This window comes from Streptomyces rhizoryzae (genome assembly GCF_023155275.1).
GTDB lineage: Bacteria > Actinomycetota > Actinomycetes > Streptomycetales > Streptomycetaceae > Streptomyces > Streptomyces rhizoryzae.
In genome coordinates this window covers 159,269-177,744 of record NZ_JALMUV010000004.1, presented here as the reverse complement: position 1 = coordinate 177,744, position 18,476 = coordinate 159,269, and the positions used below count along the sequence as shown (strand labels likewise).

Below are 18,476 nucleotides of genomic sequence, written 5' to 3'. Positions count from 1 at the left end.
ACTGGAGCAGCTGGAGGGAGCAGTCATGTCGGGGAGTGCAACGGTGCCGGTGCGGACGGCGGGGGGCCGGGCCGGGAGTGCGGCGGGGGAGCGGGCCGGCGCGCGCCCTCCGGCGGCGCCGACCCGGTGGGTGTGGCTGGCCGCCTGGCCGGTGACCGCGGTGTTCATCCTGTCCAACGCGGCGACCCCGCTGTACGTGCTGTGGCAGCGCGACATCGGCTTCTCCAAGGGCACGCTGACCGTGGTCTTCGCCTGCTACATCGCCGGACTGCTCGGGTCCCTGCTCGTCTCCGGTGTGGTCTCCGACCGGGTCGGCCGCAAACCGGTCCTGCTGCCCGCCCTCGGCCTGGCCCTGGCGGCCTGCCTGGTCTTCGCCGGCGCCGGCACCGTGGCCGCGCTGATCGTGGCCCGGCTCTTCACCGGCATCGCCGTGGGGGCCGTCGTCTCCGCCGGTATGGCCGCCGTGGCCGACGTCGCCGGACCCGAGCGCAAGCGGCTCGGCTCGCTGCTCGCCTCCTGCGCCATGGTCTTCGGCGCCGGGCTGGGCCCGCTGCTGGCCGGCGTGCTCTCCGAGACGCTGCCCGCGCCGACCGTCGCCGTCTTCGCCGTCGAGATGGTCCTGCTGGTCACCGCCGTGCTCGCGGTCCTGCGGATGCCGCTGCGGCGCCCGGCCGCCCCGGTCCGCGGCCCCTGGATGCGGGTACCCGGCGTCCCGCGCGGCAGCGGGACGCAACTCGCCCAGGGCATCGCGGTGTTCGCGCCCGGCATCACCGCCACGTCCTTCGTGCTCTCGCTCGGCCCCTCGCTGCTGGCCGGACTGCTCGGCACCACCAGCCGGACCGTCGCCGGCGCCATGGCCTTCGTGATGTTCCTGGCCGCCACCGGTGTCCAGTTCGCGGTGCAGCGGCTGCCCCGGCGCACCGTCCTGCTCGCCGGGGCCGCCTGCGTCACCCTCGCCATGGCCGCGCTCATCGGCGCCGTCCGCACCGCGTCGGTCGGCCTCCTCCTCGCCGCGGCACTGCTGGCCGGCGCCGGGCAGGGCATGGGGCAGCTCGGCGGGCTCTCGCTGCTCAACTCCGCCGTGCCGCCGCGGCGGCTGGCCGAGGCCAACGCCGCGCTCAACGTGGGCGGTTACGTGCCGGCCGGCCTGCTGCCGGTGTCGGCCGGCTACCTCAGCGACGCGGTGGGGCTGCCCACCGGCGCGACCGTCTTCGGCACCGTCCTCATGGTCCTCGCCGTGGCCGGCGGCCTGGTGGTCGCCGCCCGCCGCCGCACCCCGGACGCCGGGTGACCCCGGCCCGCCCGGCCCCGCGGGTCAGGTGAGCGGCCGCGGCGGCCCGGCGGCCAGGAACTCCCGGGCGCCGCGCAGCGGGGCGCGCAGCCGGGCCCGGGCCGCGCCGCTGTCCAGGCGGACGTCGAGCGCGCCCGGGAGCCGGGAGTCGGCCCGCCTGCCGGACGGCAGCAGGGCGGGGTCGAACCCGTCGCGGCGGGCCACCAGCACCCCCAGGTCATAGCGGCTGAGGGCGTCCGCGCCCGCCAGGTGCCAGGTGCCGCGCTCCTGCGACAGCGCCAGTTCGAGCAGTGCGCCGGCCAGGTCCGCGACGTGCACCGGGCAGCGCACCTCGTCGGTGAAGAGGGCGCCTTCGCGCCGGCCCGCCGCCAGCTCGTGCACCAGGCGCTCGTGCACCGACCGGCCGTCCCCGATGATCAGCGAGGTGCGGGCCACCACCGCGTCCGGAGCGACCAGCCGCACGCCGGCCTCGGCCGCGGCCTTCGCCGCCCCGTACGGCGTGACCGGGTCGGGCAGGCAGCTCTCGTCGTAGTGCGGCCGGCCGCCGGCGAACACCGCGTCGCTGGAGACGTGCACCAGGCGGCAGCCCTGCCGGGCGGCGGCCTGCGCGACCCGCACCGCGCCCTCCGCGATGACCGCCCGATCCGCCCCGGCGGCAGCCGCGTTGAGGACGACCGAGGGTGCCACCTCGCAGAGCAGCCCGGTGATCCGCGCCGGGTCCCGGACGTCGAGGTGGTGCCAGGCCGCGGCCGGGGCGGTGCCGGGCCGGGTGGCGAAGGTCGCGACCGTCCCGTGCCCCGCCGCGGCGGCCCGGCGCACCAGCTCGGCCCCCAGATAGCCGCTGCCGCCGATGACCAGGACCGTCATGACCCGGCGCCCTCGGCGGGCGGCACCGGGAGCGTCGGGAGGTAGCGCGGCGCCCGCCAGGCGTGCAGCGTGCGCTCCACCGCGGCCCCCAGCGCCAGCAGGCGGGCGTCCTGCCGGTCGCCGGCCGTCAGCAGCAGGCCCACCGGCAGCTCGTCCAGCGCCCCGGCGGGCACCGACAGCGACGGGTAGCCGGCCACCGCCGCGGGGGTGGAGGACGGGATGATGTCGTTGTCGCCGCGCGCGCAGTCGGTCGGCCAGGCGGGCGGGTTGGTGGGCGCGGCGAGCGCGTCCAGCCGGTGCGCGGCCAGGGTCTCGTCGATCGAGCGGCGGGCCAGCTCCGTCAGCTCGGCGCGCCCGGCCCGGTAGCGCGGATCGGTGGTGGGCGGCGCCGCGAGCGCCTTCTCGAAGAGCTCCTGCCCGGCGAAACAGGTCCGCTCCGCCGGGTGGGCGCGGTTGAAGGCGATCAGCCCGGCGAGGTCCCGCGGCCCGGAGCGGGTCGCGAGGTAGCGGTCGAGGTCCCGGTGGAACTCGCTGAGCAGCGCCGGGTATTCCAGCTCCGCGATGCGGTCCTGATACGGCGGGACCACTTCGACGACCTCGGCGCCCGCGGTGCGCAGCGCCGCCGCCGTACGGCTCATCAGGGCGTCCACCCGCGGCCCGAGCGAGGGCAGCCGCCACAGGCCGATCCGCTTGCCGCGCAGGCCGCCCGGGCCGGCGGGGGAGGGGGCGGTGCCGCTGAGCACGGCCAGGGTGAGCGCGGTGTCGACCACGGTGCGGGCCATGGGCCCGGCGGTGTCCTGCTCGGCGGAGATCGGCACCACCCCGGCCCCGCTGACCAGGCCCAGGCTGGGCTTGAGGCCGACCACCCCGTTCATCCCGGCCGGGCACACCACGGAACCGTCGGTCTCGGTGCCGATCGCCACCTGCGCCAGGGATGCGGCGAGCGCGGCGGCCGAACCGGACGAGGAACCGCACGGGTTGCGGTCCAGCACGTACGGATTGCGGGTCTGCCCGCCCACCGCCGACCACCCCGAAGTCGGCTTGTCCGCACGGAAGTTGGCCCACTCGGAGAGGTTGGTCTTGCCCAGGACCACCGCCCCGGCCGCGCGCAGCCGGGTCACGAGGGCCGCGTCGGTCTCCGGCGGGCTGCCGGCCAGCGCCAGCGAGCCGGCCGTCGAGGACAGCCCGCGGGTGTCCACGTTGTCCTTGAGCAGCACCGGGATGCCGTCGAGCGGGCCGCGGGCGGCGCCGCGGCGGTGCCGGGCGTCGCTGGCGGCCGCCTGACGCAGGGCCGTCGGGTCGGTGCGCAGCACCGCGTGGACGAGGGGGTCGACGGCCGCGATCCGCCGCAGGTAGACGGAGGTCAGGGCCGACGAGGTCAGCGAACCGTCCGCCATCCGCGCCTGGAGCTCCGGGATCGTCACGGTGTCGAGAGCGAGGCCCAGGCGCGCGGGCAGCCCGATGGCCGGGACCGCACCCCCCTCGCCGCGCTCGGCCGCCTGCGCGCGCGGCCGGGGCCCGCCGGCGCACAGGGAACCCGCCACCAGGGCGGCCACCAGCGCGGCCGCTCCCCGCTTCCGGATGACCCGCGTGACCGTCGCGCTCCTCATACGGGCCAGCGGACTACACCCGCCGCCCCCGCACAAGACGCTTTCCCGCCGCGCTCCCCGGGCTGCGGGGCGGCTGGTCGGCCGGGCAGCCGCCGCGGGCCGGGCGGTCGCCGCCCGCCCCGCGGGCCAGGGCGCCGGCCGACGGCGCGTGACCGGCCCGGTGGGCCGTCCGGTCACGCGCCGTCAGATCGCGGCACCCGGTGCCCCGCCGGGCCGGGCCGTCCCGCCGGGCGCCCAGGAGAGCACCAGCGCGGAGGACCGGCAGCGCGCCGGTGGCCCGGCCGCGCCCGGACCGGCGGCCGGGGCCGGGGCGGCGGGGGAGAGGAGAATGCCGACGGCGGCGACGGCCGCCGCGCGCAGGGGGAGTCCATGCCCGACCTCCAGGCGCAGGGGCCCTGACGGCACGCCCACCGGGGCCGTGGCGGCTGCCCGCTCCGCACGCATGCCCGCCGTCCACGGCCGCGGCACGGCGCACTCCCGCCGAGTATCCACCGGCCCCACGGCCTTCGCACATCTGCGCGAGGCCGGGCCGGCGGGAGGCCCACCGCACGGCCACCGGGCGGGCCCGCGGCGCCCGCCCGCGCGCTCCCCCGTACACCAGCAGGGACGCCGGCGCCACCGCACCGGACCACGCCCGGCGCATGCGCCGGACGACGACGGCGCGAGGCCGCGTCCCGGCACCGGCACATCGATCAGGAATCGAGAAGCACGAGCCACCGGGCCGCTCTAGCCTGCTCGTCATGGACCTCACCATTCACACGACCGTTCTCCCGCACGACGACCCGGACGCGTCCCTCGCCTTCTACCGCGATGTCCTCGGCTTCGAGGTACGCAGCGACGTCGGGCAGGGCACGATGCGCTGGATCACCGTCGGCCCGCCCGGCCAGCCCGACACCTCCCTCCTCCTCGCGCCGCCGGCCGCCGACCCGGGAGTCACCGAGGACGAGCGCCGCACCATCACAGAGATGATGGCCAAGGGCACCTACGGCTGGATCCTGCTGGCCACCCGGGACCTCGACGCCACGTTCGAGAAGGTGCAGACCGGCGACACCGAGGTCGTCCAGGAGCCGACCGAGCAGCCGTACGGCATCCGGGATTGCGCCTTCCGCGACCCCGCGGGCAACCTCGTCCGCATCCAGGAGCTCCGCTGACCCGCTGAGGGACCCCGGCCCGGTCGCGGACCGACCGCGGCTGCCCGCCGGTCCCGGCCCGGCGGCCGAGGACGACGACGCACGACAAGGAAAGAAGGGGGGACTGCTCTCATGTGCCGGCCCGAGTGGCGGAGCGCCCGCGTCCAGGCGCAGCGCCTGAGCGACCTGGCGAGGCTGCGCCGCGTCCGCGACCGGATCGACCGGGAATACGACCAGCCGCTGAACGTGGAGGCGCTGGCCCGCGGCGTGAACATGTCCGCCGGGCACCTCAGCCGGCAGTTCCGGGCGGCCTACGGGGAGTCGCCGTACGCGTATCTGATGACGCGGCGGATCGAGCGCGCGGCGGCGTTGCTGCGGCGCGGCGACCTGAGCGTCACCGAGGTCTGCTTCGCGGTCGGTTGCGCCTCGCTGGGCACGTTCACCACCCGCTTCACCGAATTGGTCGGCATGCCGCCCGGGGCGTTCCGCCGCCTGGCGGCGGAGGCGGCGGAGGACGCGGAGACGGCCCGCGATCCGGCCGGTGGCGCCGCGGGTCCGGCCGCCGACGCGGGCGCCGCGCTCCGGGTGGCGGGGATGCCGGCGTGCGTGGCGAAGCAGGTGACACGACCGGTCCGGAACCGGGAAGCCCCGGCCGGTGAACGCCCCCTGGCGTGACGCCCCCTGGCGTGCCGCCCACGGCACGCCACATCGACGCCGACACCCCCGCCCGCCCCCGCACACCCACACCCACCCCCAACGCATCCGAGGTGCCCCCCCCGTGTCCCTGATATCCGTCACCCTTGAGGTGGACGACCCGCAGGCCGCCCGCCGCTTCACCACCGCCTTCGGCGTGGACGGGCACGTCCGCCTGCGGGCCTCCGATGCCCCGACCACCGGCTTCCGGGGCTTCACCCTGGCGCTCACGGTGTCCGGGCCGGCCACCGTCGACAGCTTCGTCGGCGCGGCCGTGGCCGCCGGGGCCGCGGTGCTGCGGCCCGCCGCCAAGTCCCTCTGGGGCTACGGCGGCGTCGTCCAGGCACCGGACGGGACGCTCTGGAAGATCGCGACCTCGGCGAAGAAGGACACCGGCCCGGCCACCCGGCGGCTCGACGACCTCGTCCTGCTGCTCGGCGTGGCGGACGTGAAGGCCGCCAAGCGGTTCTCCGCGGACCGGGGGCTGACCGTGGCGAAGAGCTTCGGCGGCAAGTACGCCGAGTTCGCCGCCGACGGGTCGAGCCCCGTCAAGCTGGCGCTGTACCGGCGCCGCGGCCTGGCCAAGGACCTCGGCGTCCCCGCCGACGGCACCGGCTCGCACCGCATCGTCCTGGGGACCCCGGCCGCCCCCTTCACCGACCCGGACGGATTCGCCTGGGAGACCACCGAGGCGCGCAGCCCCGCGCCGCCCCCCGCGGCCGCCGCCTGACCGGCCCCGAACGCCAGCCACTCCGCCCGCCCGGGCACATCCGGCCGTCCGGGCACATCCGGCCGTCCGGGCACATCCGATCGCCCGGGCGTATCCGGCCGCCCGGGCGCATCCGGCCGCCCAGCTCACCGCGGTCGCATGCCGCGCGGCCGGCCCTGTATCACGCACGCCCATTGGTCATAGAATCCCCGCATGGATACCGAAGACTCCGCATTCGCGGTGCTGGGTGTGCTGGGCGATCCCGTGCGCCGTTCGCTCTACCGGCACGTCGCCGCGGCCCCGGAGGACGTGGGGCGCGACGCGGCCGCCGAAGCGGTGGGGATCTCCCGCTCGCTGGCCGCCTTCCACCTGGACAAACTGGTGGAGGCCGGGCTGCTGGACGTGTCCTTCCGGCGGCTGTCGGGGCGTACCGGCCCCGGCGCGGGGCGGCCGTCGAAGGTGTACCGGCGTGCCGAGGGCGAGCACGCCGTGTCCGTCCCACCGCGGTCCTACGACGCGGCCGGCCGGCTGCTCGCCGAGGTGGTGGAGAACGCCGGTCTGGACCGGGAGTTGCAGGCCGCGGCGAAGGCCGCGGGCGCGGCGGACCGGGAGGCGGCCGCCGGCGACCTGATCGAGGCGCTGCGGGCCCGCGGCTACCAGCCCTTCCGGGACGGCGACACACTGCGGCTCCGCAACTGCCCCTTCCATGCCCTGGTCGCGGACTTCCCGGCCCTGGTCTGCGGGATGAACCTCGCACTGCTGGAGGGCCTGGCCCCCGACGCGTGGTCACCGCGCATGGACCCGTGCCCCGACGGGTGCTGCGTGGCCCTCTCTAAAAACAAAAACCATTGACGATAGAAGGAGTGCCAGGCCATGCTGGGCGCATGACTGGCTTTCATCTCGCGCAGGTCAACGTCGGCCGCATGGTCGGCCCGCTGGACGGCCCCGAGTTGGCCGCGTTCGTCGCCCAACTCCCGGAGATCAACGCACTCGCCGAGCGCAGCCCCGGATTCGTGTGGCGCATGGTCGACGAGGAGGGGGAGGACGCGACCGGGGTCCGCCCTGACGAGCAGGACGACCTGCTCCTCGTCAACTGTTCGGTCTGGGAGTCGGTCGAGGCCCTGCGGAACTTCACCTACCACACCGATCACCTGCGCGTCCTGACTCGCCGCCGCGAGTGGTTCCACCGCATGGCCGAAGCGCACCAGGCCATGTGGTGGGTGCCGGCCGGGCACCGCCCGAGCCTCGCGGAGGCGATGGAGCGCGTCGCGATGGTGCGGCACAACGGGCCGAGCCCGCTCGCCTTCACCTTCCGCGACCCCTACCCGGCCCCGGCCCCGTCCGTCATTCCCGCCCCGACCGCGGCCCCGGCCTCGTCGGCAGCCCCGGCCGCGCAGCTCTGAGCACGCTCGCGGCGCCGCCGGGCGCCAAGCCGGGCAGGGGCAGGGGCAGGGGTACGGGCGTCGGCCCGGCCGGTCGGGCGGGTCAGCCGCCCAGGAACGACAGCACCTCGGCGAAAGGCACGCGGGAGCCGGGCTCCAGGCGCAGCAGGGCGCCCCGGTGGGACCGCACCTCCAGCCAGCTCTGCGGGGACGCCTGGGCCAGGGCGTCCATGAGCTTCCGGAGGTCGGCCGGCCGGTAGACCGTGAACGTCTGCGTGCGCCGGTAGGGCGACGGCTGGATGTCGAAGCGGAGGTCGGTCACGGGCTGCGGCGCCCGGTCCCAGTCGCTGGAGGACAGGGCGACGCGCCCGTGGATCGGCGACGCGCCCGTGGATCCGGGCATCGACCCGTACCTCCGGGTCCTGATCGCCGATCTCGCAGTCGAAGACGGGGAACGCGGTCGCCACCCGCTCGGGGCGCGGATCGCGGAGATGGCGGCATCCCGGTCGTGGCCATGAGGCGTGCGAACTCGGCGCCACCGACCTGTACGCGCTCACCATCCTCCACCTCACCGAAGCCATGACCTCCGGTGAGCTGACCGCGCGCACCGGCCTGACCACCGGTCCGACCACGCGCCTGATCGATCGACTGGAGCAGGCGGGCCATGTGCGGCGGGTGCCCGCCCCCGACGACCGCCGCAAGGTCATCGTCGAACCGGTCGGCTGTCCCGCCGTTCGGACCGGACCATGACTCCGGCACGGCAGCGGATCGGTGAGATCCCCCCCCGACTACACGCCCGAGCAACTCGGCGTGCTCTTCGACCACTTCACCCGCGCCACCGAGGCGTACCGGGAGGCCGCCGAACAGCTGCGTGACTGACGGACCGGACGCTCACCCGCCGGCCGTCCGCGCGAGCGGGGCCGGCGTCCGCCGGGGCGCCGTTCAGCGGCCCGCCGCGAGGGTCTGCCGCCAGTGCTCGGCCGCCTGGGCCATGTCGTCGCCGAGGTGGTGGAAGAAGCGGCTGGTGGTGTCCAGACGGGCGCCGGGCGGGGTGTCCGGGCCGAACAGCTCGGCGCCCCGCCGGGTGAACTGTGCCCAGGCGGCCATCGACCGGACGCTGATCGTCCATGCCTGGTACCAGACCTGCTCATCGAGCACGTAGCGGTCGCGGCGGCCGTCGCGCTCCCGGACGATCAGACCGCGCTGATCCAGCCACCCGACCGCCTTGGAGGCGGACGCCGGGCTGACCCGGAGCCGGGAGACCAGCTCGGCCGCGGTCAGGCCGCCCGCCTCGCAGGTGAACAGCGGGACGAGGACCCGCGCGGCCATCGCCGGCACGTGGAAGGACACGACATGGCACCGGTACTCCCTACCGGGCGGCGGGCCGAGGCGCCCTTCGACCCGCCCCCCGAACTCGCCCGGCTGCGGGAGCGGACCCCGCTGAGCCGGCTCGACCATTCGGACGGGCACGCCGGCTGGCTGGTGACGAGCCACGCTCTGGTACGCGAGGTGCTGGCCGATCCGCGGTTCCGCCGGCCGGTCGCCGCCCGGTTGGCCGCCGTCGCGGCGGTGGCCAGGGTGCCCGGCCCCCGCTCCGCACCCGGGGTGCCCACTGCCCGGTCGGCGGGCGGCCGGGCCGGTTCGGTCTGAACGACCGCCCGGCTCTCCTCGCCCTCCAGCACCGGGCCTGCGGCGGTGGCGCGACCCGCCCGCTTGGCACGCCTGGTCCGGCACGTCAGGGGATCTGGGCCTCGATGTGGGCGAGTTGGGCGGCGAGGGTCTCTTCGAATGCGGCGCGGCGGTCTGCTCCGAGGGGGCGGATGTCGCGGGCGAAGTGGGCCAGGGCGGGGAAGCGTTCGGGGTCGGCGCCGAGCACCGCGACGCGGAACTGCTCCATGGCCTGTTCGTACTCCTTGGGGGTGATGGTGCTGATACCGGCCTCGGAGGCGATCAGCGCGGTGAGGAGGATCACGATGCGGTGGTATCGCACCGGGATCTCCTCGTCGGGCAGGCCGGACGCGCGCAGGGCTTGCAACAGTTCCTCCATGACCCATCGGGATCCGGTGCCGCCGGACCCATAGCGTCCCCACACCGTGGCGAGTTGGAGTTGCTCGCCGAAGGCCTCGCGCAGGCGCAGGGCCAGAGCGGTGATGCGCTGCTTCCAGTTGCCCTCGGGGCGGTAGCCGTCCATGGCGGCCAGCAGGATCCGGTCGGCAACCGCGCGCAGCAGTTCGGTCTTGTTGCGGAAGTGCCGGTAGAGGCTGGAGGAGTCAGTCCCGAGCACCGCGGCGAGCTTGCGCACGCTGAACGACTCGGCGTCGCTCGTGCGCAGCAGTTCCGCCGCCGTGTCCAGGATCTCCTCGGTCGACCATCGCCTTCGGCCAGTCATCTCGCCCCTCTCGTCCGAACTCAGCCTAACTTATGCACTTGGCGATGCACGCACCGCGTGCATAATGGGGGCAACGCACTGTCCAGCCACAACGGCACACCCGGCATCCGGTCGGGAGGGGGAGAAGGACACATGAGTGAGACCACTACCGCGACACGGCCACCGGAGCCGGACTTCTCGGCTATCACGGCCGAGGAACTGCGCGCCTACCGCGACGCAGAGAACCGCTGGCGGGCGTCCGGCACGGCTCGGGCAATCCTCGGGGAACCGAATCCCGGCGCCGCGATCGTCTGGCAGCAGATGGCACTGCCCGGCCGCGACCTCCCGGTCCGGGTGTACCGGCCGGCGTCGACGGGAGACGGCGAAGCCGGCACCACAACCGACCTGCCACTCGTGGTCCATGTGCACGGAGGCGGCTTCGTGGGCACGGCGGCGCAGTGCGACTGGACCAACAGCCACCTCGCCGCGGGACTGCCCGCCCTCGTCGTCTCGGTCGAGCACCGCCTGCTCGCCCCCGGCACCCCGCTCGCAAGCGCCGCCGACGACGGCTGGGACGTGCTCCAGCACGTGGTGCGGCACGCCGCGCAGTGGGGCGTCGCCCCTGCACGCGCGGCCGTCTTCGGTGAGAGCTGCGGCGCGCTGATCAGCGCGCTGACGGCCATCCGGGCCAGGGAGGCCGGCCTGGAGCTCAAGGCGCAGGTGCTGGTCAACCCCGTGGTCGACGTGACCGAGACGATGTCCGACTACCCCTCGATCGCCGAGTACGCATACAGCCCGGCCCGGGCCCTACCGCAACTGCGGCTCATACAGCGGCTCGCCGTCCCGCCGGGAGCCGACACCGGCGCGGTCTCGCCGCTGTACGCGGACGACCTGAGCGGGCTCGCTCCGGCGCTCGTGGTCGTGCCTACCCGGGACGCTGTCGCCGACCACGGCCGCCGCTACGCCGAGCAACTGCGCGAGGCGGGGACCCCCGTGCGGCTCACCGAATACCCGGGAGCAAAGCACGCGTTCCTCACCTTGCCCGGCGTGGAACCACAGGCTGAAGCCGCCCAGGCGGAGATCCTCGCGTTCCTCCGCGCGGCCCTGGCGAAGTGACGGAGGAACAATGCTCTTCACTCTCGGACCTGACGGCCCGGCGGTCTCCCGACTCGGTCTCGGCTGCATGAGCATGACCGGCACCTACGGCCCCGCCGACCCGCACGAGGCCTCAGCCACCCTGCTGGAGGCCCTCGATTCGGGCGTCACCATGTTCGACACCGGCGACTTCTACGGTGACGGAGCGAACGAGGAACTGCTCGGCCAGACCCTCGCACCGCACCGCGACCGCATCGTGCTGGCCACCAAGACCGGAGTCCGCCGCACCGCCGAGGGCCTGGTCCCCGCCGGCTCACCAGGCGATCTGCGGCGTGCCTGCGAAGCGTCATTGCGCCGGCTGCGCACCGATCACATCGACCTGTACTACCTCGCCCGCATCGACCCCGCCATCCCCGTCGAGGAGTCCGTCGGCGCCCTGGCCGACCTGGTTGCCCAGGGCAAGGTGGGCCACATCGGCCTGTCCGAAGTCTCGGCCGCCACCCTCCGCCGCGCCCATGCCATCCATCCGATCAGCGCAGTCCAGACCGAGTACTCGCTGTGGGAACGCCACGTCGAAAACGACATCCTGCCCACGATCCGCAGTCTCGGCGCCACCCTGATCGCCTACAGCCCGCTCGGCCGCGGCCTGCTCACCGGGGCCGTCCGCGCCACCACGCGCTACGAACCCGGCGACTTCCGTGCCACCGCTCCCCGCTACAACGGCGACGACCTCGAGGCCAACCTGGCCATCGTCGACGCCCTCACCCACCTCGCCGCTGCCAAGAGCGTCACCCCCGCCCGGATCGCCCTCGCCTGGCTCCTCACCCGCGGCAGCGACGTCATCCCCATCCCCGGCAGCTCCCGCCGCCCTCACCTGCGCGACAACCTGGCCGCGCTCCACCTGCACCTGACCGCCGCCGACCTCGCCGCCATCGACGTCGCCGTCCCCGACACCGGGGCCCGGGGTGCCCGGTACAGCGACCACGGCATCGCCCTGATCGACCAATGAAGAGAGAAGCACCGACGAACCCACCCCTGCACGATCACCGCTCAGAACGATGTCGCAGGTCTTGCGCTCACCGGCCTCGCGGCGATCGCCACGTACGTCGACCGCGACGCCACCCACCTGCTGGCCGATCACCTCTTCTGTCGGCCCCTGATGGACAGGAGAAGCCATGTTCGACGACCTCGACCTTTCATCCTTGGCCCGTCGCCCCGGAGTGAAGTGGAGCCGGGCCGAGCCGGGTGTGCTGCCGGCATGGATCGCGGAGATGGACTTCCCGCCGGCCCCCGCCGTGCAGGAGGCCCTCATGCGGTGGGTGCAGGAGGACCTGGGATACCCCTCGTGGGACGGGCGCCCCGAGCAGATCCCCCTGCGGGCCGCCTTCGCCGAGCGCATGCGCGAACGCCACGGCTGGGTGCTCGACCCCGGCCCCGTCCGGGAGTTCACCGACATCAACCAGGGGCTCCAGGCCGTCCTGCGCGTCGCCACGCGCCCCGGCGACGGCGTCGCCCTGCACACTCCGGCGTATCCGCCCTTCCTGGAAACGGTGACGGGCATGGAGCGGCGCCTGCACCCCGTCCCGTACGTCCTTCAGGACGAAGGCTGGGTCTTCGACGCCGAGCGGCTCGACCAGGAGCTGGCCGATGGCGGCTGCCGGGTGCTGCTGCTGGTGAACCCGCACAACCCGACCGGGCGCGTGCTACGCCGCCAGGAGCTGGAGGCGGTCGCCGAACTGGTCCGGCGCCACGACCTGCTGGTCATATCCGACGAGAGCCATTCCGACCTCGTGCACAGCCCGCACCGGCACATCCCCTTCGCCTCCCTGTCGTCCGAGGCGGCCGCCCGGACAGTGACTCTGACCTCCGCGAGCAAGGCGTTCAACGTGCCGGGGTACGCTGCGCCGTCGCGCACATCGGCGCGGCCGATGTGCGCGCGGCCCTTTCCGGCCCGACGCATCTGTACGGCGAGCCCAACACCTTCGGTGTAGCCGCCACCTTGGCAGCCTGGCGGGACGGTGACTCCTGGTTGTCACAGCTGCGGCCGGTCCTGGACCGGAACGCCGCGCTGGTGCATGAGGGGCTGCCGCGCGGCGTCGGATACCGCGTTCCGGAGGCCGGCTTTCTCGCCTGGCTGGACTGCCGCGCCCTCGATCTCCCCACCGACCCGCACACATTCTTTCCGAAGAAGGCCCGTGTCCTGCTGAATGACGGCCGGACCTTCGGTCCCGGCGGCGAGGGCTTCGTCAGGCTCAACTTCGGTACGTCCCCCAACCTCCTGCGGAACATCCCGGGCCGTATGCGCGAGGCCGTGGGCTGACCGCGCCCTCCGGGCGAGCCGACCGCGGACGCCCACGCGAGTCGTCATCGGGCTCGCGGGCGGGGCGATCCGCTGCCCGCCGTGCGCGAGCGCCGCTCCGTCACTGTGACCTGCCCCTCGCACCCGATGGTGGACTACGCAAGGGACAGAGCCCCTCCGTCGCGAGCATCTACCGGGCGCTCACCGAGCACGCCAAGCGCGAGGCGCACCCCGAAGCCGTCGCAGCCGCCCACGCCGACTTCCACGCCCTCCAGACCGGCGAAGTCCCCACCCCAGGCCCAACAACCACAGCCGAGGCCGCCCGGCCCTGAACGCCGCCGAAAGCCAGGATCGACTACCGGCGGCTTGTGCCTTCCTCCGGCGAACGCGGCGAGCGGGGCCACCAGCGGGCCCGCCGGACCGCGCCGCCGCCCGGTCCGCGTGGGGGCAGCGGCGGTGGCGGGAGATTCCCCGGAGGGCCGGGCGGCTCGGGTGGTGTCGCGGGCGCGGGGCGCGGGTGTCGGAGCGACCGCCCGCGGTGGCGCCGCGAGGTGGGTCCCGCACCGGTGTGGCACTGCGCTCGGGGCGCGGGCGGCGGGGGCTGGAGGGGCGGTCCGCCGAAGGTTCCGTCCATCGGTTCCGGGCGGCCGGTGGGGGAGGGGCGGGGGTGCGGGGACGCGGGTGGCGATTCCCGGCTGGGGGCGCGGGATTTCGGTTGCGGCGCATTGGGGGCGTGAAAGGGGCGCATAGGGGCGCGTAATGGGGGCGTGATGATGTCCGCCGGAAGTCGGGAGGAGTGAGCCGGCGGGAGGGCGGATACGGAGCGAGGGGATCCGGCCAATTCGCCGACCGGCCAAAGCGAGCCAATTCGCGGTGCCGGGCATTGGCCGGTCGGGTGTGGGGAACGCCAAGCGGCGTGCGGATGCCGGTCGGGGGGAGCCTCTGGCCAGCCGTTCCGCGCGGGTGACAGGGGCGTCGGCGCCCGGCCCGGCCGTGAACGGCGGGCGGCCGCGGGCCCCGGGCCACCCCTGTGAGTGCTCCCGGCGCAGGTGGAATGCCACCGGCGTCGCCTTGACGTGGTGCGGGGGTGGGTCGCATGGTCTTCGCCCGGTGGGGGAGAGCGCGTTCCCGGAGCGCTCGGCGACCCACCGTGAAACGTTTGTGCGATGCACTGCGCTTCGTTCGAACGGGAAGTCGAAAGCCGCTTGCCTGACGAGTAACGCGGCCCTGGGTGGCCTACCGGTGAGTCAAGGCAAATGGACCGGAAAATCGCACATCATCAGAACAAGAGGGGTTGATATTGTGTGAAGGCGAGTGAAGACTGTCGGTCACGATCTACTGGCGAGAATGCGTCAGCGACGCGGCTCGCCGACAACTCCGAGTTCACCTGTCGGTAATGACGATTGCTTCTCGTCGCCTCGTGTGGGCGCCGGGTGGCACAGGTGGGGGCCCGCTCCTCGTTTGCCGGTGCGGACGCCCGCGCACGCCCCGGGTGAGAGGTTTTCTGTGGGGGATGTGTGGAAACGAGATGGTCGGCGGTGGCGTCACCGCCGTGGGTCCTTGCGAAGGCGACGGGTCGCGGGCGTGCTGCGCCGGTGTGTTCCCGGATGCGCCGGACGGACCCGGTGCCGGGCGCCCGGCGCCCTGCCGCGAGAGGCGGGGAGAGGTGCGGCGTGGCGCATTCCGCGTCCCTTTCCGGCTGTTGTCGGCCGATGACCGGAACGTATCGGTCGGCCGCCCGGCCGACGCGGGTGCTTTTCGGCTGCTGTCGCCGCTGAGCTTTCCGCTCCGCGCCGCCGGAGGCGCGCGGCCCCGGCTGCGGCCCGTGCCGTGACCGTGCGCCGAAGGGTGCGCGCGGCACGGTGCGGAAGTGGGCGTCGGGTGATGGGCGTTGCGTGATTTCCGCGAAAGGTGGCGGGGTGGAGTGCGGCAATTCCGTGCCGCGGCTATTCCGTTGCGGGAGCGTGGAGTGCGGGTCGTCGCGTGCGTGGACCGTGGTCTCGAGTGCGTGGTTCCCTCTGCCATTCGGGCCCGAGGTGCCTGTTCCGCGGTACTGGCGGTACTGGCACGGCGGTGGGGGCGGGGTCGGCGGTGTTATCGCGGTTCCGTGGTGGCGCCCGTGTGCGGTATTCCGGCGGCGGCACAATTCGCGTGGTGGCGGCGGAGAATTCATCGAAAAGCAGTCAGGGGCATGAAAGGGCTGTGATAGTAAGCCTCTTGCGTCACATGGCGAACCGCCTTTCACGGGCGTATGGCCGCCGAACCGTCCTGCGCACCACCACCGGGGAGGACAACCCTCCCGGACCGTACTTCAGGGAGAACCGGTGACCAGCAAAGAACTGAGCGCGTCGGACACCGTCTTCGACGAGCTGATCGGCCGGTGGCAGGACCTGCGGGCGGCCGGCCCGGTGCGCCACGACGCACGGCAGGGCACCTGGCAGGTCCTCGACCACCGCGGGGTGACCGCCGTCCTGGCCGACCCGGCCACCTACTCCTCCGACCTCGCGGAACTGGCCCCCACCCAGCCGGACTTCGAGACCTTCCGCCAGGGCAACTTCGTCGGCATGGACCCGCCGCGCCACGGAACCCTGCGCACCCTGGTCAGCCAGGCGTTCACCCCGCGCGTGGTGGCCGGACTGGAGCCGCGGATCCACGCCCTGGCCACCGAACTCCTGGACGCGGTCGCCGACCGCGACCGGTTCGACGTGGTGGACGCGCTGACCTACCCGCTGCCGGTCATCGTGATCGCCGAACTGCTGGGCGTACCGGCCGCGGACCGCGGGCTGTTCCAGGAGTGGGCGGCGGCCCTCTTCGCCGGGGACGGCCTCGGCGACGCCCCGGACATGGCCGACCTCGAACGTGCCCTGGCCGCCGTGGCGCCCACCGTCCGGGAGATGAACGGCTACCTCCTCGACCACATCCGCCGCCGGCGGCGGGACCCGGGGGCGGACCTGACCGGCAGACTGCTGGCCGCCGAGGCGGACGGCGTCCGCCTGACCGACCAGGAGATCGTCGGGTTCGTCGCGCTGCTGCTCGTCGCCGGGCACATCACCACCACCGCCCTGCTGGGCAACGCGGTGCTCTGCCTGGACGCCCACCCGGACGCCGCCGCCCTGCTGCGGGCCGAGCCCGGGCGGCTCCCGGGAGCGGTGGAGGAGGTGCTGCGGTGGCTGCCGCCGTTCCCCGAACTGGGCCGCCGCACCACCCGCGAGGTGGTCCTCGGCGGCCACCGGCTGCCGCCCGACACGCTGGTGACGGCCCATCTGGCCACCGCCAACCGCGACCCGGCCCGGTTCGACGGACCCGACCGCTTCGATGTGACGCGCCATCCCAACCCCCACCTGACCTTCGGCCACGGCATCCACTTCTGCTTCGGCGCGCCGCTGGCCAGGCTGGAGGCGCGGATCGCCCTCCGCCTGCTGCTGGACCGTTTCGCCGATCTCGCGGTCCCGGACGGCCGCGAGGTCGTGCTCCAGAACCCGGCCGTGATCGTCAGCCCGCGCCGGCTGCCGCTGGAGGTGCGCAGGTCCTAGCGCCGTACGCCGCGCGGGCCGGCCCACCGGCCGCCGCGCGGGGCGACCGGCCGGCCCGCTCCACCGGAAACGGCCCCGGCCCCGCGGCAGGCAGCCGCGTCATGTCCTCGACAGTTCTCAAGTCCCGGGAGTCCCTTCCTCATGCCCTACGCCTCCAGCGCGCCGGTCGCGAACCGGCAGCCGACCCAGATACGGCGCCTGTTACAAGAGCGCCTGGACGCCCTCGTCCGCGCCCACCGGGTGCCGGGGGCCCAACTCGCCGTCCACCACGACGGGGTGACGTACTCCGCGCACACCGGTGTCGCGGACGCCGGGACGGGCCGGCCGCTGACCGCCGCGACCGCGGTGCCGCTGGGCTCGCTGACCAAGCCCTACACGGCCGCCGCCGTCCTGCTCCTGGCCGACGACGGCGACCTCGGCCTCGACGACCCCGCCGGGACGTACGTACCGGAGCTGCGCCGGGCCGGACGGCTGACCGTACGGCACCTGCTCAGCCACACCGGGGGGCTGCCCACCGGGCCCGGTTCCGACGACGCGGCGGGGCTGACCGCCGCCCGCTACCTCACCGCGTACTGCGCCGACCGGGACGCGGTGGGCGCGCCCGGCACCGGCTTCTCGTACTCCAACGCCGGATACGTCGCCGCCGGGCGGCTGATCGAAGAGGTCACCGGGATGGCCTGGCGGGACGCCGTGCGGACGCTGGTGCTCGAACCGCTGGGCACCGCGCCCGCGTTCCTGGGCGAGCCGGCCCCCGGGCGGCCGGTCGCCGGCGGCCACTCCGTCCACCCCGCCTCCGGCCGGGTGCGGCCGGTGCGGCAGACCCTCGCACCCGTCGAGGACCCGGCGGGCGGCCTGGCGGCGAGCGCCGAGGACCTGGTCGCGCTGGGGCGGGCCCTGACCGGCGCGGGCCCTCGCGCGGTGCTGAGCCCGCAGGCCGCCGCGGAGATGCGCCGCCCGGTGCCCGGCGCCGCGCCCGGGGCGCTCGCCGACGCCTGGGGCGCGGGCCTCGCCCTCTTCCAGCAGGACGCCCGGCTGTGGTGCGGCCACGACGGCAACGCCCAGGGCACCTCCTGCCACCTGCGGGCCGAACCGGACACTGGGACCGTGGTGGCGTTCACCGCCAACGCCAACAACGGCACCGCCCTGTGGCACGAACTCGCCGCCGAGCTGGGCCCGCTCACCGGTGAGCCGGTCCCGGCGGCCGCCCGGCCGCCCGCGCGGGGGCCCGCCGCCGCGCTGCCGCAGGGCGCCGGAAGCTACCGCAACGGCACCGTGGAGTACCGCGTCACCGCCGACGCCGCGGGCGGCCTGGCGCTCACCGTGGACGGCGACACCCCGGCGCCGCTGGTCTGCTACCCGGACCTGACCTGCGACCTGGTGGACCCCGCCACCGGCCGCCTGGTGCCGGGCGGGCGCTTCCTGCGGGACCCCGCCAGCGGGGCGATCGACCGCCTCCAGATCTCCGGCCGCACGGCCCGCCGCACCGCCACCGCCTAGGG

Annotated in this window: 20 protein-coding genes; 14 read left to right on the top strand and 6 right to left on the bottom strand. The window is 74.7% G+C overall.

Going from position 1 to position 18,476, the window contains the following annotated elements; all coding sequences use genetic code 11:
* Positions 1 to 25 precede the first annotated feature (25 nt).
* Positions 26 to 1,291 (top strand): MFS transporter, encoded by a 1,266-nt coding sequence (locus MUU72_RS05610; RefSeq protein WP_248011989.1) that lies wholly within the window; start codon positions 26 to 28, stop codon positions 1,289 to 1,291.
* A gap of 24 nt (positions 1,292 to 1,315) precedes the next feature.
* Here MUU72_RS05610 and MUU72_RS05605 read toward each other — a convergent pair whose 3' ends face one another.
* From MUU72_RS05605 to MUU72_RS05595, 3 genes are all read right to left on the bottom strand, one after another.
* Positions 1,316 to 2,158 carry a sugar nucleotide-binding protein gene (locus tag MUU72_RS05605; RefSeq protein WP_248011988.1) on the bottom strand — a complete coding sequence of 281 codons (843 nt, stop codon included), beginning with the start codon at positions 2,156 to 2,158 and terminating at the stop codon, positions 1,316 to 1,318.
* Positions 2,155 to 3,741, bottom strand: coding sequence for an amidase family protein (locus MUU72_RS05600; protein ID WP_372503002.1), 1,587 nt, complete (start codon positions 3,739 to 3,741; stop codon positions 2,155 to 2,157). Before MUU72_RS05600 ends, MUU72_RS05605 begins: the two co-directional genes overlap by 4 nt.
* Positions 3,742 to 3,951: 210 nt before the next feature.
* Positions 3,952 to 4,212 carry a hypothetical protein gene (locus MUU72_RS05595; RefSeq protein ID WP_248011986.1) on the bottom strand — a complete coding sequence of 87 codons (261 nt, stop codon included), beginning with the start codon at positions 4,210 to 4,212 and terminating at the stop codon, positions 3,952 to 3,954.
* Positions 4,213 to 4,508: 296 nt separating this feature from the next.
* Between MUU72_RS05595 and MUU72_RS05590 the strand changes: the two genes are divergently transcribed.
* The 5 genes from MUU72_RS05590 to MUU72_RS05570 all read left to right on the top strand — a co-directional run bounded on the left by MUU72_RS05590 (position 4,509) and on the right by MUU72_RS05570 (position 7,703).
* Positions 4,509 to 4,919 (top strand): VOC family protein, encoded by a 411-nt coding sequence (locus MUU72_RS05590; protein WP_248011985.1) that lies wholly within the window; start codon positions 4,509 to 4,511, stop codon positions 4,917 to 4,919.
* Positions 4,920 to 5,030: 111 nt separating this feature from the next.
* Positions 5,031 to 5,573, top strand: a complete 543-nt coding sequence (locus MUU72_RS05585) for a helix-turn-helix transcriptional regulator (RefSeq protein WP_248011984.1) — start codon at positions 5,031 to 5,033, stop codon at positions 5,571 to 5,573.
* A gap of 103 nt (positions 5,574 to 5,676) precedes the next feature.
* Positions 5,677 to 6,321 carry a glyoxalase gene (locus MUU72_RS05580; RefSeq protein WP_248011983.1) on the top strand — a complete coding sequence of 215 codons (645 nt, stop codon included), beginning with the start codon at positions 5,677 to 5,679 and terminating at the stop codon, positions 6,319 to 6,321.
* A 192-nt stretch (positions 6,322 to 6,513) separates the two neighbouring features.
* Positions 6,514 to 7,152, top strand: a complete 639-nt coding sequence (locus MUU72_RS05575; RefSeq protein ID WP_248011982.1) for a helix-turn-helix transcriptional regulator — start codon at positions 6,514 to 6,516, stop codon at positions 7,150 to 7,152.
* Positions 7,153 to 7,184: 32 nt separating this feature from the next.
* On the top strand, positions 7,185 to 7,703 hold the full coding sequence (locus tag MUU72_RS05570; protein ID WP_248011981.1) for a DUF3291 domain-containing protein: 519 nt from the start codon (positions 7,185 to 7,187) through the stop codon (positions 7,701 to 7,703).
* 82 nt (positions 7,704 to 7,785) lie between these two features.
* On the opposite strand, the gene MUU72_RS05565 is transcribed toward MUU72_RS05570, so the two are convergent.
* Positions 7,786 to 8,085, bottom strand: a complete 300-nt coding sequence (locus MUU72_RS05565; protein WP_248011980.1) for a hypothetical protein — start codon at positions 8,083 to 8,085, stop codon at positions 7,786 to 7,788.
* 29 nt (positions 8,086 to 8,114) lie between these two features.
* Between MUU72_RS05565 and MUU72_RS05560 the strand changes: the two genes are divergently transcribed.
* Positions 8,115 to 8,432 (top strand): MarR family transcriptional regulator, encoded by a 318-nt coding sequence (locus tag MUU72_RS05560; protein ID WP_308403782.1) that lies wholly within the window; start codon positions 8,115 to 8,117, stop codon positions 8,430 to 8,432.
* 192 nt (positions 8,433 to 8,624) lie between these two features.
* Here MUU72_RS05560 and MUU72_RS05555 read toward each other — a convergent pair whose 3' ends face one another.
* Positions 8,625 to 9,032 (bottom strand): MarR family transcriptional regulator, encoded by a 408-nt coding sequence (locus tag MUU72_RS05555; protein ID WP_248011978.1) that lies wholly within the window; start codon positions 9,030 to 9,032, stop codon positions 8,625 to 8,627.
* 3 nt (positions 9,033 to 9,035) lie between these two features.
* On the opposite strand from MUU72_RS05555, the gene MUU72_RS35850 reads away from it, so the two are divergent.
* Positions 9,036 to 9,332, top strand: a complete 297-nt coding sequence (locus MUU72_RS35850) for a hypothetical protein (RefSeq protein ID WP_372502998.1) — start codon at positions 9,036 to 9,038, stop codon at positions 9,330 to 9,332.
* Between the two features lie 85 nt (positions 9,333 to 9,417).
* On the opposite strand, the gene MUU72_RS05545 is transcribed toward MUU72_RS35850, so the two are convergent.
* Entirely contained in the window at positions 9,418 to 10,071 is a 654-nt protein-coding gene (locus MUU72_RS05545) for a TetR/AcrR family transcriptional regulator (RefSeq protein WP_248011977.1), read from the bottom strand.
* Between the two features lie 132 nt (positions 10,072 to 10,203).
* Between MUU72_RS05545 and MUU72_RS05540 the strand changes: the two genes are divergently transcribed.
* The 6 genes from MUU72_RS05540 (at position 10,204) to MUU72_RS05515 (ending at position 18,474) form a co-directional block, all read left to right on the top strand.
* Positions 10,204 to 11,166: an alpha/beta hydrolase gene (locus MUU72_RS05540; protein ID WP_248011976.1), complete on the top strand. Its 963-nt coding sequence runs from the start codon at positions 10,204 to 10,206 to the stop codon at positions 11,164 to 11,166.
* Positions 11,167 to 11,176: 10 nt separating this feature from the next.
* A complete protein-coding gene (locus MUU72_RS05535) occupies positions 11,177 to 12,154 on the top strand; it encodes an aldo/keto reductase (protein WP_248011975.1) in 978 nt (325 codons plus the stop codon).
* A 166-nt stretch (positions 12,155 to 12,320) separates the two neighbouring features.
* On the top strand, positions 12,321 to 13,136 hold the full coding sequence (locus tag MUU72_RS05530; protein WP_248011974.1) for an aminotransferase class I/II-fold pyridoxal phosphate-dependent enzyme: 816 nt from the start codon (positions 12,321 to 12,323) through the stop codon (positions 13,134 to 13,136).
* Between the two features lie 38 nt (positions 13,137 to 13,174).
* The gene (locus MUU72_RS05525) at positions 13,175 to 13,465 is read left to right on the top strand and encodes a beta C-S lyase family protein (RefSeq protein ID WP_248011973.1); all 291 of its coding nucleotides are present in this window, start codon (positions 13,175 to 13,177) and stop codon (positions 13,463 to 13,465) included.
* Positions 13,466 to 15,768: 2,303 nt separating this feature from the next.
* Positions 15,769 to 16,977 carry a cytochrome P450 gene (locus tag MUU72_RS05520; protein WP_248011972.1) on the top strand — a complete coding sequence of 403 codons (1,209 nt, stop codon included), beginning with the start codon at positions 15,769 to 15,771 and terminating at the stop codon, positions 16,975 to 16,977.
* Between the two features lie 141 nt (positions 16,978 to 17,118).
* Complete coding sequence (locus tag MUU72_RS05515; RefSeq protein ID WP_248011971.1) at positions 17,119 to 18,474, top strand: serine hydrolase domain-containing protein; 1,356 nt, start codon at positions 17,119 to 17,121, stop codon at positions 18,472 to 18,474.
* Positions 18,475 to 18,476 lie beyond the last annotated feature (2 nt).

What these genes read in the sequence shown, in the direction of transcription:
- MUU72_RS05540 (WP_248011976.1), top strand. Translation starts at nt 10,204, where the DNA reads ATGAGTGAGACCACTACCGCGACACGGCCACCGGAGCCGGACTTCTCG.
- MUU72_RS05595 (WP_248011986.1), bottom strand. Translation starts at nt 4,212, where the DNA reads ATGCGTGCGGAGCGGGCAGCCGCCACGGCCCCGGTGGGCGTGCCGTCA.
- MUU72_RS05585 (WP_248011984.1), top strand. Translation starts at nt 5,031, where the DNA reads ATGTGCCGGCCCGAGTGGCGGAGCGCCCGCGTCCAGGCGCAGCGCCTG.
- MUU72_RS35850 (WP_372502998.1), top strand. Translation starts at nt 9,036, where the DNA reads ATGGCACCGGTACTCCCTACCGGGCGGCGGGCCGAGGCGCCCTTCGAC.
- MUU72_RS05535 (WP_248011975.1), top strand. Translation starts at nt 11,177, where the DNA reads ATGCTCTTCACTCTCGGACCTGACGGCCCGGCGGTCTCCCGACTCGGT.
- MUU72_RS05610 (WP_248011989.1), top strand. Translation starts at nt 26, where the DNA reads ATGTCGGGGAGTGCAACGGTGCCGGTGCGGACGGCGGGGGGCCGGGCC.
- MUU72_RS05565 (WP_248011980.1), bottom strand. Translation starts at nt 8,085, where the DNA reads ATGCCCGGATCCACGGGCGCGTCGCCGATCCACGGGCGCGTCGCCCTG.
- MUU72_RS05590 (WP_248011985.1), top strand. Translation starts at nt 4,509, where the DNA reads ATGGACCTCACCATTCACACGACCGTTCTCCCGCACGACGACCCGGAC.
- MUU72_RS05515 (WP_248011971.1), top strand. Translation starts at nt 17,119, where the DNA reads ATGCCCTACGCCTCCAGCGCGCCGGTCGCGAACCGGCAGCCGACCCAG.
- MUU72_RS05575 (WP_248011982.1), top strand. Translation starts at nt 6,514, where the DNA reads ATGGATACCGAAGACTCCGCATTCGCGGTGCTGGGTGTGCTGGGCGAT.
- MUU72_RS05530 (WP_248011974.1), top strand. Translation starts at nt 12,321, where the DNA reads ATGTTCGACGACCTCGACCTTTCATCCTTGGCCCGTCGCCCCGGAGTG.
- MUU72_RS05605 (WP_248011988.1), bottom strand. Translation starts at nt 2,158, where the DNA reads ATGACGGTCCTGGTCATCGGCGGCAGCGGCTATCTGGGGGCCGAGCTG.
- MUU72_RS05570 (WP_248011981.1), top strand. Translation starts at nt 7,185, where the DNA reads ATGACTGGCTTTCATCTCGCGCAGGTCAACGTCGGCCGCATGGTCGGC.
- MUU72_RS05545 (WP_248011977.1), bottom strand. Translation starts at nt 10,071, where the DNA reads ATGACTGGCCGAAGGCGATGGTCGACCGAGGAGATCCTGGACACGGCG.